This window comes from Providencia sp. PROV130 (genome assembly GCF_028482225.1).
In the GTDB taxonomy this organism is placed as follows: domain Bacteria; phylum Pseudomonadota; class Gammaproteobacteria; order Enterobacterales; family Enterobacteriaceae; genus Providencia; species Providencia rettgeri.
Genome location: NZ_JAMPQC010000005.1, coordinates 12,878 through 28,274 on the forward strand (window position 1 = coordinate 12,878; position 15,397 = coordinate 28,274).

The window sequence follows — 15,397 nt, forward strand, 5'->3', positions numbered from 1 at the left end:
AATTAATTGTCTGGATTCATTTGTTGCTTGGACTGATATTCAACTTGGAATTCAGTCAACAACATCCTCTGCTCGTCAGTCAGAGCTAGGCTTTCCAGAAGCTCAGGTCTTCTAAGCCAGGTACGGCCAAGTGATTGTTTCATGCGCCAGCTATCTATTTTAGCGTGGTTTCCTGAAAGTAAAACTTCCGGAACCTGCATACCGTCTAACACTTCAGGGCGGGTATAGTGTGGACAATCTAACAAACCATCTGCAAAAGAGTCTTCTTGAGCAGAGGCTTGATGACCAAGTACCCCCGGAATAAACCGTGAAACTGAGTCAATCAACACCATCGCGGGGAGTTCCCCACCACTGAGAACGTAATCACCGATTGACCATTCTTCGTCAACTTCGGTTTGAATGATACGCTCATCAATACCTTCATAGCGGCCACAAACAAGAATCAATTTCTCATTGGTTGCCAGCTCGCAAACACCGTCTTGACTGAGTTTGCGCCCTTGCGGTGAAAGATAAATAACCTTTGCACCAACACCTGCCTCAGTTCTTGCTGCGTTGATTGCATCCTTAAGCGGTTGCACCATCATCAGCATGCCTGGACCACCACCATAGGGGCGATCATCAACAGTTTTGTGCCTATCGTGAGTAAAATCCCGCGGATTCCAGCACTCAAATGTTAGCAGGCCATTTTTCACTGCCCGACCAGTTACCCCGTACTCGGTTATTGCGCGGAACATTTCGGGAAACAGGCTAATTACACCAATCCACATCATTTCGTCCCACTTATCAATACCGTTCAACCGGAGATTTAAAAACCAGGATCCCAATCCACTTCAATAAGTTTGGCATCGAGATCGACTTTCTTGATAACCTGCCCATCAAGAAACGGAACCAACCGCTCCTTGATGCCAAATGCATCTTTTAAATTCGCCTTAATGACCAGTACATCATTTGAACCGGTCTCCATCATGTCAGTGATGGTACCAAGGTCATAGCCTTGTAACGTCACTACATGGCAGCCCATCAGGTCTTTCCAGTAGTATTCGTTTTCTAACTCAGGAAGTTGGGTTGAATCAACCGCAATCTCAAAGTTAGTCAAAAGCGCAGCTGCATCGCGGTCATCGACCCCGTTCAGCTTGACGATGATATCCTTGTTATGATGTTTCCAATCTTCAATTTCAATGTGTTGCCATTGACCTGAGCGTTGGATAAACCAAGGCTGATACTCAAAAATACTTTCAGCATGTTCGGTGGACGAAAAAACTTTGAGCCAACCACGAATACCGTACGCTGCACCTAATTTCCCCAACACGATTGGGTTTTCAGGTGGCTGTAGTTTAGTTTGCTTGCTCATTGTTACCACCGCGACAGATTAAGCTGCTTTCTTAGCTTGTTTGACCAGTTGTGCAACACGGTCAGAAATAGTTGCGCCTAAGCCAACCCAATGCTCAATACGGTCCAGGTCTAAACGCAGTTCTTCTGCTTGACCAGCAGCGATCGGGTTGAAGAAACCGATACGCTCAATGAAACGACCGTCACGCGCATTGCGGCTATCGGTTACAACGATTTGGTAGAACGGACGTTTTTTAGCGCCGCCACGAGATAAACGAATTGTTACCATAACATCCTCATTAGTTAACAAAACAACCAGACTCCATCGAGGGATAGAGTCCGGCTGTCATATAAAAAGCCCGAAAAGTTTACTCACTTTGACGCAAAAATCAATCAAAAGTGCGTTTTCTTTGAGGCTTTATTGCTTAACGCCCCGGAAAACCCGGAGGCATCATACCCTTCATGCCGCGCATCATCTTGGCTAGACCACCTTTTTTCATTTTCTTCATCATGCGTTGCATGTCATCAAATTGTTTTAAGAGGCGGTTAACTTCTTGCACGGTAGTTCCCGAACCTGCCGCAATACGACGTTTTCGCGAACCTTTAATAATTTCAGGTTTTTCACGTTCTTTGCGTGTCATGGAATTAATCATCGCTTCCATACGAACGGTGATTTTATCATCCATTTGGGACTTAACGGCATCCGGTAACTGAGACATTCCGGGCATTTTGCTCATCATGCTCGCCATACCGCCCATATTACGCATTTGCTTTAATTGACTTAAAAAGTCATTTAAATCAAAGCCATCCCCTGTTTTAAGTTTTTTAGCAAGCTTTTCAGCTTCATCACGGTCAACTTTATGCTCAATCTCTTCAATCAGAGAAATCACATCACCCATTCCAAGAATACGCGACGCAACGCGCTCTGGATGGAATGGTTCTAAGGCGTCAGTTTTTTCACCAACACCTAAGAACTTAATGGGTTTCCCCGTAATAGCACGAATTGAAAGTGCCGCACCACCTCGCGCATCACCATCGACCTTGGTCAACACAATCCCGGTCAGTGGCAAGGCTTCATTAAACGCTTTCGCTGTGTTTGCCGCATCTTGCCCTGTCATCGCATCAACGACGAATAAGGTTTCAACTGGCTTAATAATGCGGTGAACTTCTTGGATTTCTTCCATCATCGCTTCATCGACGTGCAAGCGACCCGCGGTATCCACTAACAGCACATCGTAGAATTGCAATTGTGCATGTTTTAATGCTTTTTGAACAATCGCAGCGGGTTTTTCTTGTACTTCCGAAGGGAAAAAATCAATACCAACACTTTCAGCTAACGTCTCTAATTGTTTAATCGCTGCGGGGCGATAAACGTCAGCAGAGACAACTAATACTTTTTTCTTTTGTTTTTCTTTTAAAAGCTTACCTAATTTTGCAACGCTGGTTGTTTTACCCGCACCTTGCAAACCCGCCATTAAAACGACCGCAGGAGGTTGTGCGGATAAATTAAGTTGGTGGTTTTCGTCCCCCATCGCCCGAGTCAGTTCATTTTGAACTATTTTGATGAACTCTTGGCCTGGTGTTAGACTTTTATTGACATCTTGCCCAACCGCATTTTCTTTAACTTTTTGAATGAATTCACGGACAACTGGCAAAGCAACGTCAGCTTCCAGCAAGGCCATGCGAACTTCGCGTAGTGTTTCTTTAATATTTTCATCAGTTAGACGCCCACGCCCACTGATATTGCGCAACGTGCGCGATAGTCTGTCAGTTAAATTATCAAACATATGTCTTAGCTCAATTCTGTTGATGGGCCGATGTCAGCCTGATCTGGTTGCTAATACAGATAATTTCAAGTGCGTTTTATCTAACAACTTGAATTATAAGCATCAATGCCTTCACAACGATGAAGGAAAACCAACACTAAAAATAATTGCGGCAAAATAATGCCCCATTGTAACATGCCCGCAGTTTTTTCGCTGCCCCCTGTTTGAAACGGATGATACAGGTTATTATGGCTTGAATTTAATAATACGAACCAAACCCGTAGGCGCGTGAAGTGCTATCAGCAATGAATATATTGCGATTGACCCGTCCAATAGTTGGAGCCTGCACTCGTACAAGTTATACTATGAAATAACTTTCCACTAAAAATGATTAACGACACTATACTATGCCCGTATTTGCAGTCATAGCAGTTTGTACATACATGGTCAGTCTGTTACTGATCGTCCCCGGCCAAGTGCGTAAACAGCCGTTTTACCGCCATCTCGCGCTTTTTCTTGCCGTTGTTGCGTTAGTAACTCACGCTATTACATTGAAATTTTTGATTTTCAGTGAAGCCGAAGGACAAAACCTCACGCTGTTGAATTTAGGCTCAACAGTGAGCTTACTCATGTGTGTGATTATGACTGTTGTCGCTTACTGGGGAAAGGCTTGGTACTTAACACCCATAGTCTATAGTTTTGCCATCATTAACCTGATGCTGTCAACGCTAATGCCTGGTGAGTTTATTACCCACCTCGAAGCTCGCGTCCCCCTGTTTGTTCACATTGGCCTCGCTTTGTTGAGCTATGCAACACTCCTTATTGCGGCTTTGTATGCATTACAAGTGGCTTTAATTGACCATCAGCTAAAAAATAAGACCTTAAAATTTAGCCCCGATATGCCACCGATGATGGTGATTGAACGTAAAATGTTCCATATCACTCAAGTTGGTGTCATTTTGCTAACTCTAACCTTATGCACTGGCTTTATTTATATGGATAATATTTTTGATAAAGAAAATATCCATAAATCAGTGTTATCCGTTATCGCTTGGTTTGTTTATATCACTCTACTTTGGGGGCATTTCCATGGAGGATGGCGAGGTAAGCGCGTCCTATTTTTCCATGTTGGCGGCTCAATCATCTTAACTATGGCTTTTTTTGGCAACCGTCTAATACAGGAGTTTATGGTATTTTGACGCAAATAAAGTCACTACTTTCACCACATAAGGAAACTTGTTTTGGATGATGTGTCCACGAGTACGCTAATCATCATATTGATTGTTTTAATTTTTATGTCAGCCTATTTCTCTGCATCAGAAACTGGGATGATGACGCTAAACCGTTACCGGTTAAAACATTTAGCAAAACAAGGTAATCGCTCAGCGATACGTGTTGAGAAACTCCTTAAACATCCTGATAAGCTGTTAAGCCTAGTCCTTATCGGTAACAACTTAATCAACATAGTTGCTTCCGCATTAGCCACTATTATCGGTATACGACTATATGGTAACGCGGGTGTAGCAATGGCAACTGGGATCCTGACTTTTGTGATCCTCATTTTTGCCGAAGTTATGCCAAAAACACTGGCAGCGCTGTACCCTGAAAAAATTGCATTTCCAAGTAGCTATCTCTTAAAACCATTACAAGTAGTTATGATGCCTATTGTTTGGGCATTTAATACTATTTCAGCACTACTGTTACGTTGCATTGGGGTGAAGTCACTAACCGCACGGACTGATGCGGTTAATAAGGAAGAGCTACGCACCATTGTTAACGAATCAAAGCATAAAATTAGCCGCCGAAATCAAGACATGCTGATTTCAATTTTAGACTTAGACAAAGTCACAGTTGGCGATATTATGCTCCCCAGGAATGAGATTGTTGGTATTGATGTCAATGATGACTGGAAATCAATTATTCGGCAGCTTACGCACTCCCCTCATGGCCGCATTGTGCTTTATCGCGATTCACTTGATGACTCTATTGGCATTTTACGCGTCCGCGAAGCGTACCGTCTCATGATGGAAAAACGTGAATTTAATAAGCAAAATCTCATTAAAGCTGCAGACAACATTTATTTTATTCCTAACAGTACACCGTTAAATGTTCAGTTAGTTAACTTCCAGCACAATAAAGAAAAACTCGGGATTATTGTTGATGAATATGGTGAGATTCAAGGCCTTATCACTGTAGAAGATATCTTAGAAGAGATAGTTGGTGATTTCACCACCTCTATGTCGCCATCCTTAGCTGAAGAAGTTTTACCACAGAGCGATGGGAGCGTTCTTGTAGATGGTTCTGCTAATATTCGTGAGCTGAATAAGGCTTTTGATTGGAATCTCCCTGTAGATGGTCCTAGGACGGTTAATGGCATGGTTTTGGAAGTCATCGGTGATATTCCACAACTTGAAGAGCAAATCGTGGTAGGACATTACCTTATCGAAGTATTAGCGATGAATGAAAATATCGTTAAGCAGGTCAGGATCACACCTCTTACTTTTAGTTCTCAAGTTCCCGATCTTTGATTTGTTTATAAACTTGCCATTAAATACTTCTATAAAAATAAAAAGAGCCTTAATTGGCTCTTTACATAGAGAATATTTGATAAAAACTAAACATGTAGCTGTTCAAGTTTCTCTGCAGGTAATGCTAACTCATCGTTCTTATTGATACCAATTTCAGATGCAAGCACATTACGTGCAATTTGCTGGGCTTCTTCCAGTGAGTGCATTTTATATGTACCGCACTGATAGACATTCAATTCAGGAATTTTGTTTTGATCTTTCACCTGCAAAACATCTTCCATTGCTGCCTTCCATGCATTAGCAACATGCAGTTCATCAGGCTGACCAATAAGGCTCATATAAAAACCAGTGCGGCACCCCATTGGTGAAATATCAATAATTTCAACACCGTTACCGTTGAGGTGGTCACGCATAAAGCCTGCAAAGAGGTGCTCTAAAGTATGCGTCCCTTTTTCTGTCATGGCTTCTTCATTTGGTACAGTAAAACGCAAATCAAAAACCGTGATGGTATCACCACTTGGTGTTTTCATGGTCTTTGCCACACGTACAGCAGGCGCTGACATGCGAGTATGATCGACAGTAAAGCTATCTAATAATGGCATTTTGTGACCTCCTCAAAAATAAAAAATATTTTCTAAAATAAATGAAACTATTTTGAAAATGCAGAGTCTGAATTATTGAAAGACGCGCAATTTGTTATCATCCCTAATTCTCTAAGAGATTTTTTATTTGGCCACCTAGAGTGGCCATTTCTTTTAGCGTCCTGCATGAATGCGTAGATAGTCCTCAAAGCTTTCGCTCTCACTTTGTTCCATCTTCGCTTGCTTCTCTATTGAAGCCAATCGTGCTTGCTCAAATTGCTCTTCAGTTATCACTTCATACGGTTCATTCACTAACTGTTCAAAATATTTTTCAGCTAATTCTAACCCGTAGCCACCAATGCCTTTTTCTAACATTTCATCCATAACAAGCGCTGAATATGTGAGAGTTGGGTCTTTAAACATAGCGACAAATTGGTGACAAACTTCTTGATATTTAGCATCGCAACAAGTGTCTAACACTTCAGCCACGCGGATCAAGTCATTAAATAATTGCTGCCCAACTTCAACTAATGGCTTAACTTCACTACCACAGCCGAAACCAATAACTTGACCGGGTTTACGGCCTTCAAGGATGACACGATTCCAGTTTTGACGACAACAATCTAATTCTTGTGCGTTCATTTCAGGTGCATCAGCGAGTACGCACCATATTAAGAATAGATCAACAAAACGAGCTTGTGTTTCATTAACGCCTATTGCACTAAATGGATTGATATCAAGTGAACGGACTTCAATGTACTCAATACCACCGCGCAATAATGCATCGGAAGGTGATTCATTGCCTTTAGGAACGCGTTTCGGCCGTATTGGGGCGTAGAGCTCATTTTCAATTTGTAGCACATTCGTATTTAGCTGAATATATTTGCCATCTTTTTTGACACCCAGTTTTTCAAATTCAGCTGAAGGCTTATGGATAGCTTTTTTCAGGTTTTCTACATATTCATCCAGTTTATTGAACGTGATATTTAAATCACTTTGTGATTTATTTGTATAACCTAAGTCACTCATGCGTAGAGATGTCGCATAAGGCAAGTAATACGTACCACAGTCCGTTTTATCAAATGATAGCGTTGTATCCCTATCTTTCAAAAAAGAGCCGCAAATAGCCGGAGATGCACCGAATAGATAAGGAATAACCCAACCAAAGCGGTAGTAATTTCTAATCAGACGTAAATAGCCTTCAGAAATTTTTTCTTTACCGCTTTCTTCATCTTCAATGCCTGCCCATGCTTGCCAAAATTCAATCGGCAAAGAGAAGTTATAATGCACCCCTGCTATCGTTTGCATCAAAGCGCCATAACGATTTTTAAGGCCTTCACGGTACAGCGTTTTAAACTGCCCTACATTAGAAGAGCCATATTGCGCAAGAGTGATTTTATCTTCACTTTCAATAAAGCACGGCATACTCAACGGCCACATTCTTTCATCTTGAAGGTGTCGAGCTGTATAGCGGTGTAAATCCCGCAAAAAAGCCAAATTATGGCTAATGCTTTTATCTACAGGAGTAATAAATTCGAGTAGGGACTCCGCAAAATCTGTCGTGATCCATTTATGTGTTAAAGCTTTTCCCAGCCCTTCTGGATGCAAGGTCTCTGCAATTGCGCCTGTAGGGGTTACACGCAATGTTTCACGCTCTATACCACGTTGAATACCATTTAGTGTTTCTGGGTGCGCCTCTAACCATGAGAGCGCTTTCGATACGTCCGGGATCAAGTCGACCTCCCGCCTGTGATGTTAATTTATTTTATTAAGGCAATTACTTTAGCTTAAATCACATAAATTGTCGCTGTCTAGATGTGTGGTTTATGAGGGAATAAATCAAAGATGCATGGAAAATGCGATTTAGTTAATTTTATGAATGGTAATTTTAGGCAAAAAAAAACTCCTCAGATGAGGAGTTTCTTAATGATGGTGCATCCGGGAGGATTCGAACCTCCGACCGCTCGGTTCGTAGCCGAGTACTCTATCCAGCTGAGCTACGGATGCAAAATTCATTCGATTTTGAATCGATGTATTCTCAATAACTTTTCTGAGTTAAATTAAAAGGTATTATTGATATGCTAACTTATTAGCTAAGAGATGGTGCATCCGGGAGGATTCGAACCTCCGACCGCTCGGTTCGTAGCCGAGTACTCTATCCAGCTGAGCTACGGATGCATACTTAATGCAAGATGTGCTGCTCTCTCAAACTTCTTTATCAACTTCTACTTCTGAAAATCAACTTCTTAGTTACTGCTTTGTTTGGTTGCTAAAACCAAAGCAAAACCCCATCAGATGTTCTCATAGGGTTAAAGATGGTGCATCCGGGAGGATTCGAACCTCCGACCGCTCGGTTCGTAGCCGAGTACTCTATCCAGCTGAGCTACGGATGCATAATCTAAAATGGCGGTGAGGGAGGGATTCGAACCCTCGATGCAGCTTTTGACCGCATACTCCCTTAGCAGGGGAGCGCCTTCAGCCTCTCGGCCACCTCACCATATTTTAGTTACACACGATTTGTTTTTTCAAACATCTCGTTGCTGTGTGGCGCACATATTACTTTCCTAGACTTAGAAGTCAAACAATTTTTCCAAACTTTTTGCATTCCGGTGTCTGTTTGCACATTTCACAAGCAAGATGATTAGTTTAACACCGAAAAAGATATATTTCAGCCCTTATGACACTAACTTTATAAACAAAAATGCTGGAAAAAAATTATTCTACAAATGAATAAAAATGCGTTCACAGGATTGATTAGCCTATATTTCGAACAAAAGGAAACTAAATTTCAGTACAAGAGAACCGAAGACTAAATAATAAAGTGAGTTTGATGCTAGAAAAGTATAAAAACGAAAGGATATTTTTAGAAATAATGCGAGTAAGACAAGCGCCCATTCTTGCTGTGTGGTCAATCATTGGACGCTTATTCATTATTATTGATTATCTGGTTGAGTCTTTTCAGCCTGGATCCGTTGATAAATTTCTTCACGGTGAACAGAAACTTCTTTTGGGGCATTAACACCAATACGAACTTGGTTGCCTTTGACACCCAATACAGTAACTGTTACCTCATCGCCTATCATGAGTGTTTCACCAACTCGACGAGTCAGAATAAGCATTCTTTGCTCCTTGAAATATTAAAAGAGTCGGGTCTCTAGGTATCCCCCGCTATTGTCCATCACACACCGTGAAAACGTAAAGCAATGACATTCACCTAAAGCATTGATGCCATCAATACAAGCATTCTAATTATTTACAAGCAAAATATAGCACTACAAACGATACATTAACAATGCCGCAACAGATTAAAGTTGCCTCATCTTTTAATGAGGCAACTTTGTAAGTGCTTACAGGCGTGCTTCAACCCATTCTTCGACACTCGCCATCGCAGCAGGCAATGCGTTAACGTCAGTACCTCCTGCTTGAGCCATGTCTGGGCGGCCACCACCTTTACCACCAACCTGACTTGCAATATGGGAAATCAAGTCACCTGCTTTAACTTTAGCAGTTAAATCATTAGTCACCCCAACAATCATACTGACTTTATCACCACTTGTTGTTGAAAGCACGATAATCGCTGATTTCAACTGATTTTTAAGGTCATCAACCATAGTTCTCAACAACTTAGGATCAGTATCTCCTAATTGAGTCACTAATAATTTGATGCCTTTCACGTCTTTCGCTTTGCTACTTAGTGAAGCACTTTCTTGAGATGCTTGTTGATCTTTTAGTTGCACAATTTCTTTTTCGAGCTGGCGAGATTTATCTAATGCCGCTTTCACTTTCTCGACAAGGCTATTCATATCACCTTTAACCAAGTGTGCAATTGCCGAAAGTTGCTCTGATTGATTGTGAATACTTTCAATTGCTGTAGTACCTGTCGTCGCTTCAATACGACGAACACCCGCAGCGGTACCCGATTCACTCAGAATGCGGAATAAACCAATATCTCCGGTACGACGCGCATGAGTACCACCACATAATTCGATAGAAAAATCACCCATACTCAGAACACGTACACGCTCTTCATATTTTTCACCAAATAATGCCATAGCGCCTTTTGCTTTTGCACCTTCTAAATCCATCAGTTCAGTTTCAATTTCTGAATTTTTACGGATTTGCGCATTCACAATATCTTCTACTTGGCGTAGTTGGTCTTGTGTCATCGCCTCAAAATGGGAGAAGTCAAAACGCAAGTATTTATCATTAACCAATGACCCCTTTTGAGAAACATGGTCACCTAATACTTGGCGTAATGCCGCATGCAGTAAGTGCGTTGCTGAGTGATTCAAACGTATAGCATCACGTCTAGCACTATCCACAAAAGCGGTAATTCTATGGTTAACAACGAGTGTTCCCGCTTCAACCTTACCAATATGCCCAATCGCTTGACCATATTTTTGTGTGTCAGTAACTTTGAAGCTCACACTATCATTATTTAAATAACCAGTATCACCGACTTGCCCACCAGACTCTGCGTAAAATGCTGTTTTGTCTAGTATAACTAAGCCTTCTTCACCTGCATTCAAGCTGTCTACAGGCTGGCCATCTTTATATAATGCAGTAATAGTCGCTTGTTGCTCATCATATTGATAACCGGAGAATTCACTGCGCTTATCAACTTTAATTAAAGAGTTATAATCTGCACCAAAACCACTGGATTCGCGCGCACGACGACGCTGGTCCTCCATCGCTCGCTCAAAACCTTCTTCGTCGACTTTAATATTGCGTTCACGGCAAACATCTGCCGTTAAATCGATTGGGAAGCCATAGGTGTCATATAAGCGGAATGCGGCTTCACCGTCCAGAGTATCCCCTTTCAGTGAGGCAAGTTCTTCATCTAATAACTGAAGACCACGTTCTAAAGTGCGAGCAAATTGCTCTTCTTCGGTCTTGAGAACTTTTTCGACCATTGCTTGCTGGCGTCCAAGTTCATCAGCCGCAGACCCCATGACGTTAATCAGTGGCGCGACTAATTTATAGAAGAAGGTATCTTTGGCACCAAGCATATAACCATGACGAACAGCACGACGGATAATGCGGCGCAGAACATAACCACGACCTTCATTTGATGGAATAACACCATCACTAACAAGGAATGCACAAGAACGAATATGGTCAGCAATAACACGTAATGATTTATTTTCTAAATCCGTCGCACCTGTTGCTTTAGCGGCTGCAGCGATGAGATCGCGAAAAATATCAATTTCATAGTTTGAATTAACGTGCTGCAATACTGCAGAAATACGCTCTAAGCCCATTCCTGTATCGACTGAAGGTTTTGGCAGAGGCTCCATTGTCCCGTCAGACTGACGGTTAAATTGCATGAAGACCAAGTTCCAAATTTCAATATAGCGATCACCGTCTTCTTCTGGGCTTCCTGGAGGTCCACCCCATATGTGGTCACCGTGATCATAGAAAATCTCGGTACATGGGCCACAAGGACCAGTATCACCCATCTGCCAGAAGTTATCTGACGCATATGGCGCGCCCTTGTTATCACCGATACGAATAATACGCTCAACTGGAACACCAATTTCTTTGTTCCAAATGTCATAAGCTTCATCGTCAGTTGCGTAAACGGTCACCCACAGCCTTTCTTTTGGTAAGTTAAACCATTCTTCGCTAGTCAATAATTCCCAAGCAAAACGGATAGCGTCATGCTTAAAGTAATCGCCAAAGCTAAAATTGCCTAACATTTCAAAAAATGTATGGTGGCGAGCGGTATAGCCCACATTTTCTAAGTCGTTATGTTTACCACCTGCGCGCACACAGCGCTGCGCGGTTGTCGCTCGGGAATATGCTCTTTTATCCAGACCAAGAAATACATCTTTGAACTGGTTCATCCCTGCGTTTGTGAACAATAGTGTAGGGTCATTATTTGGCACTAGTGAACTACTAGAGACCACTTGATGACCTTTTGTATGAAAAAAGTCGAGAAACGCTTGACGGATCTCAGCGGTGCTTTTACTCATATTTATCCCGATATCAAGCTGGAAACAGAATTACGAATTGTTGAGATGGAATGTAACATCACCTCTAATCAACTCTCCGATTAAAAAGTGACTGATAAGATAAAGTCTCTTTGTGCAGAAGTAAAATATAGATACATCCATTCGCAGCTTTCATTGTAAAGCGTCTAGATATTTTCTGAAAGTATGTTTATACCTTGCACTGGTGTATTTTTCCACAGAAAAACTGTTCAATAAACTATTAATGTAATAGGTTTAAAATAAAACAGGCGCAACCACATTAGTGGAGCGCCTATAATTTACTTACCAATCAATTAACTAGATTGATATTAAAATTCTTCTGGTGTTTCCTCTTCATCAGAATCATTGATAAAGTCTGTTGCCGCACTGCTAAATTCACCTGTGTGGTTTAATAACATTTCACGCAGTTTGGTATCAATTTCTTGGGCGACTTCAGGGTGCTCTTTTAAATAATTTGTTGAGTTAGCTTTACCTTGGCCAATTTTATCGCCGTTATAGCTATACCAAGCCCCTGCTTTTTCAATTAATTTGTGTTTTACACCCAAGTCAATTAGCTCGCCGAAGGTATTAATACCTTCACCATACAAAATTTGGAATTCAGCTTGTTTAAATGGCGCTGCAACTTTGTTTTTTACCACTTTAACGCGAGTTTCACTACCGACGATTTCCTCGCCATTTTTCACTGCACCAATACGACGGATGTCTAAACGAACAGATGCATAGAATTTTAATGCATTACCACCCGTTGTTGTTTCTGGGTTACCAAACATAACACCAATCTTCATACGAATTTGGTTGATAAAGATCAGTAGGGTATTAGATGTTTTTAAGTTACCCGCTAACTTACGCATTGCTTGGCTCATCATACGAGCAGCTAAGCCCATATGTGAATCACCGATTTCACCTTCAATTTCCGCTTTTGGTGTTAACGCAGCAACGGAGTCAACGATGATCACATCAACTGCACCTGAGCGAGTTAATGCATCACAAATTTCTAGCGCTTGTTCACCAGTATCGGGTTGAGAGCACAGTAAGTTATCGATATCGACGCCTAATTTTTTAGCATAGATAGGGTCTAAAGCGTGTTCAGCATCGATAAAAGCACACGTTTTACCGCTACGTTGTGCTGCTGCAATAACTTGCAGGGTTAGTGTTGTTTTACCTGAGGATTCAGGGCCGTAGATTTCAACAATACGACCTAGTGGTAAGCCACCAGCACCCAATGCAACATCAAGGGATAAGGAGCCTGTTGAGATAGTTTCAACATCCATAGAGCGGTCTTCACCAAGACGCATAATGGAGCCTTTACCAAATTGCTTTTCAATTTGGCCTAATGCTGCTGCAAGTGCTTTTTGTTTGTTTTCATCAATAGCCATGTTTACTCCCTAAGTGCAATGCTTTGACCACTGCAAATAAAACGATTGAATTCGGTTTGTTGAAATTAATTATACTGTATAATCATACAGTATCAAGGAAATTTTTAATTTAACTGCTTTAAAAGTGTTTCAAGTATATAAACTGTTGATTGAAAACGAACTTCGTTTCGGTTTCCTTGAAACACTCTATGTTGTGTTGTAACAAATACCGTTTGGTCTGCCTGTTTTTGCGCAAAACCAAACCATACCGTACCAACAGGTTTTTCTATACTACCGCCCCCAGGGCCTGCAATTCCACTAACTGAAACAGCGAAATCTGCACAGGCTTCTTGCAAAGCGCCTTCCGCCATTTCAGTAACAACTTGTTGGCTTACAGCGCCATACCGTTGTAAAGACTCACTCTTAACACCGATCATTTGATGCTTTGCTTCATTACTGTATGTCACAAAACCGCGCTGGAAGTAATCTGAGCTACCCGAGATATCGGTTAAAACCTTCGCAACCCAACCCCCGGTACAAGACTCGGCGGTTGTGACTGTTTTACCCTGATCTTTCAATTTCAGTCCAACCTGAATACTCAGTGTTTCAAGCCGCTTCTCATCTATCATGATGTTATCTACCTTTATGCCATTTTTTACGAGCACGATCCCAAACCCATAAACCTGCAATCGCAATTGCAAATACAGCACCAAAACCAATACCCGCATTCACAACTGACAAACCTGCTTTAATAGCGAGTGAGTACAAGCCTAACATAATCAGCATTGCACTATTTTCACCTAAATTTTGTACGGCGATCGCATTCCCTGCTCCAACGGTTTCCTTCCCTTTTTCTTGCAATAATGCATTCAATGGAACGACAAATAAACCGCCAAAAACCCCAAGAATGATTAAAATAAAATAGGATGGAATAATGTTAGTTTGCAAAGAAAGTAACACTACCATCACACCTATAATAACTCCCGCAGGGATGCATCGATAAACCGTTTTTAAGGTAATAAATTTGGCAGCAAGCCCCGCACCTGCGACTATCCCCACCGCAACCATTGCATTTAGAATGGTTGGTGTGGTGTTGTCTTGTAACCCCAACGCCACAGGCACCCATGCAACGAGTAAAAAACGCAACGTTACCCCGGCTCCCCAGAACAAGCTAGTTCCGACTAGTGAAAAACGACTTTCTTGATTCGCCCATAGCACACGGCAAGCACTGAAAAAAGACGTCATCAACAGCTTAAGATCCCAACCTTTTCCAGGCCTCGCCGCAGCTAAGTGTGGAATGAAAAAATTTGCGATAACGGCTAACGCATACAGTGCAGCACATGTACCTAACACTAAGATTAAGTTAATATCGGAAAGCATTCCTCCGACAACTGACCCCACTAAAATGGCTGCAATTGTTGAAGCCTCCATCACACCATTGGCCTTAACAAGGTTATCGCCACCAGTGAGTTCACCGAGAATACCGTATTTAGCCGGTGAATAGGATGCGGCACCGATACCTACTAACCCATAGCAAAGGAATGGGTTTAGGCCAAAACAAATCCCTAATGCTCCAATAAACTTAAAGATGTTAGAAAACAACATCACTCGGCCCTTTGAGAACCTATCGGCAATTTGCCCAACAAATGGCGCTAAAATGATATAAGTGAAAACAAACACCATTTGCAAGATAGGGTGACTCCACTCGGGGTAAAATTCGGCTTTGAGCTGGGCTAATATGGCAAATAATAATGCATTATCCGCAAATGCAGAGAGGAACTGTGAAGCCAGTACTGCTTTCATACCTCGGCTCATTAGCGGTGAATTGGAAGTGCTTTCTTGCAT

General features: G+C 41.7%; 13 protein-coding genes and 4 tRNA genes. 2 read left to right on the forward strand and 15 right to left on the reverse strand.

Annotation, left to right across the window (positions count from 1 at the left end; all coding sequences use genetic code 11):
• Positions 1-2 precede the first annotated feature (2 nt).
• From trmD to ffh, 4 genes are all read right to left on the reverse strand, one after another.
• Positions 3-767, reverse strand: coding sequence for a tRNA (guanosine(37)-N1)-methyltransferase TrmD (gene trmD / locus PSF28_RS03960; protein WP_198641904.1), 765 nt, complete (start codon positions 765-767; stop codon positions 3-5).
• A gap of 38 nt (positions 768-805) precedes the next feature.
• Entirely contained in the window at positions 806-1,351 is a 546-nt protein-coding gene (rimM, locus tag PSF28_RS03965) for a ribosome maturation factor RimM (RefSeq protein WP_047757188.1), read from the reverse strand.
• Positions 1,352-1,369: 18 nt separating this feature from the next.
• Positions 1,370-1,618: a 30S ribosomal protein S16 gene (gene rpsP, locus PSF28_RS03970; RefSeq protein WP_004914031.1), complete on the reverse strand. Its 249-nt coding sequence runs from the start codon at positions 1,616-1,618 to the stop codon at positions 1,370-1,372.
• A 136-nt stretch (positions 1,619-1,754) separates the two neighbouring features.
• Complete coding sequence (ffh, locus tag PSF28_RS03975) at positions 1,755-3,116, reverse strand: signal recognition particle protein (protein ID WP_210837520.1); 1,362 nt, start codon at positions 3,114-3,116, stop codon at positions 1,755-1,757.
• A 386-nt stretch (positions 3,117-3,502) separates the two neighbouring features.
• Between ffh and PSF28_RS03980 the strand changes: the two genes are divergently transcribed.
• Both PSF28_RS03980 and PSF28_RS03985 read left to right on the forward strand, forming a co-directional pair.
• Positions 3,503-4,294, forward strand: a complete 792-nt coding sequence (locus PSF28_RS03980; RefSeq protein ID WP_004264820.1) for a cytochrome C assembly family protein — start codon at positions 3,503-3,505, stop codon at positions 4,292-4,294.
• A gap of 42 nt (positions 4,295-4,336) precedes the next feature.
• Positions 4,337-5,623 carry a CNNM domain-containing protein gene (locus PSF28_RS03985; RefSeq protein ID WP_272684681.1) on the forward strand — a complete coding sequence of 429 codons (1,287 nt, stop codon included), beginning with the start codon at positions 4,337-4,339 and terminating at the stop codon, positions 5,621-5,623.
• 86 nt (positions 5,624-5,709) lie between these two features.
• On the opposite strand, the gene luxS is transcribed toward PSF28_RS03985, so the two are convergent.
• From luxS to lplT, 11 genes are all read right to left on the reverse strand, one after another.
• Positions 5,710-6,225 carry an S-ribosylhomocysteine lyase gene (gene luxS, locus PSF28_RS03990; RefSeq protein WP_210837516.1) on the reverse strand — a complete coding sequence of 172 codons (516 nt, stop codon included), beginning with the start codon at positions 6,223-6,225 and terminating at the stop codon, positions 5,710-5,712.
• Between the two features lie 153 nt (positions 6,226-6,378).
• Positions 6,379-7,938, reverse strand: coding sequence for a glutamate--cysteine ligase (gene gshA, locus PSF28_RS03995; protein WP_210837514.1), 1,560 nt, complete (start codon positions 7,936-7,938; stop codon positions 6,379-6,381).
• Positions 7,939-8,134: 196 nt separating this feature from the next.
• Positions 8,135-8,211, reverse strand: a tRNA-Arg gene (locus tag PSF28_RS04000).
• Positions 8,212-8,305: 94 nt separating this feature from the next.
• A tRNA-Arg gene (locus tag PSF28_RS04005) sits at positions 8,306-8,382 on the reverse strand.
• 138 nt (positions 8,383-8,520) lie between these two features.
• Positions 8,521-8,597, reverse strand: a tRNA-Arg gene (locus PSF28_RS04010).
• A gap of 11 nt (positions 8,598-8,608) precedes the next feature.
• Positions 8,609-8,701, reverse strand: a tRNA-Ser gene (locus PSF28_RS04015).
• A gap of 436 nt (positions 8,702-9,137) precedes the next feature.
• Entirely contained in the window at positions 9,138-9,323 is a 186-nt protein-coding gene (csrA, locus tag PSF28_RS04020; RefSeq protein WP_004264815.1) for a carbon storage regulator CsrA, read from the reverse strand.
• A gap of 228 nt (positions 9,324-9,551) precedes the next feature.
• Positions 9,552-12,179: an alanine--tRNA ligase gene (alaS, locus tag PSF28_RS04025; protein ID WP_210837512.1), complete on the reverse strand. Its 2,628-nt coding sequence runs from the start codon at positions 12,177-12,179 to the stop codon at positions 9,552-9,554.
• A 326-nt stretch (positions 12,180-12,505) separates the two neighbouring features.
• Positions 12,506-13,573: a recombinase RecA gene (gene recA, locus PSF28_RS04030; RefSeq protein WP_004914068.1), complete on the reverse strand. Its 1,068-nt coding sequence runs from the start codon at positions 13,571-13,573 to the stop codon at positions 12,506-12,508.
• Positions 13,574-13,677: 104 nt separating this feature from the next.
• Entirely contained in the window at positions 13,678-14,181 is a 504-nt protein-coding gene (gene pncC, locus PSF28_RS04035) for a nicotinamide-nucleotide amidase (protein ID WP_210837510.1), read from the reverse strand.
• A gap of 4 nt (positions 14,182-14,185) precedes the next feature.
• A complete protein-coding gene (gene lplT, locus PSF28_RS04040) occupies positions 14,186-15,397 on the reverse strand; it encodes a lysophospholipid transporter LplT (RefSeq protein WP_272684682.1) in 1,212 nt (403 codons plus the stop codon).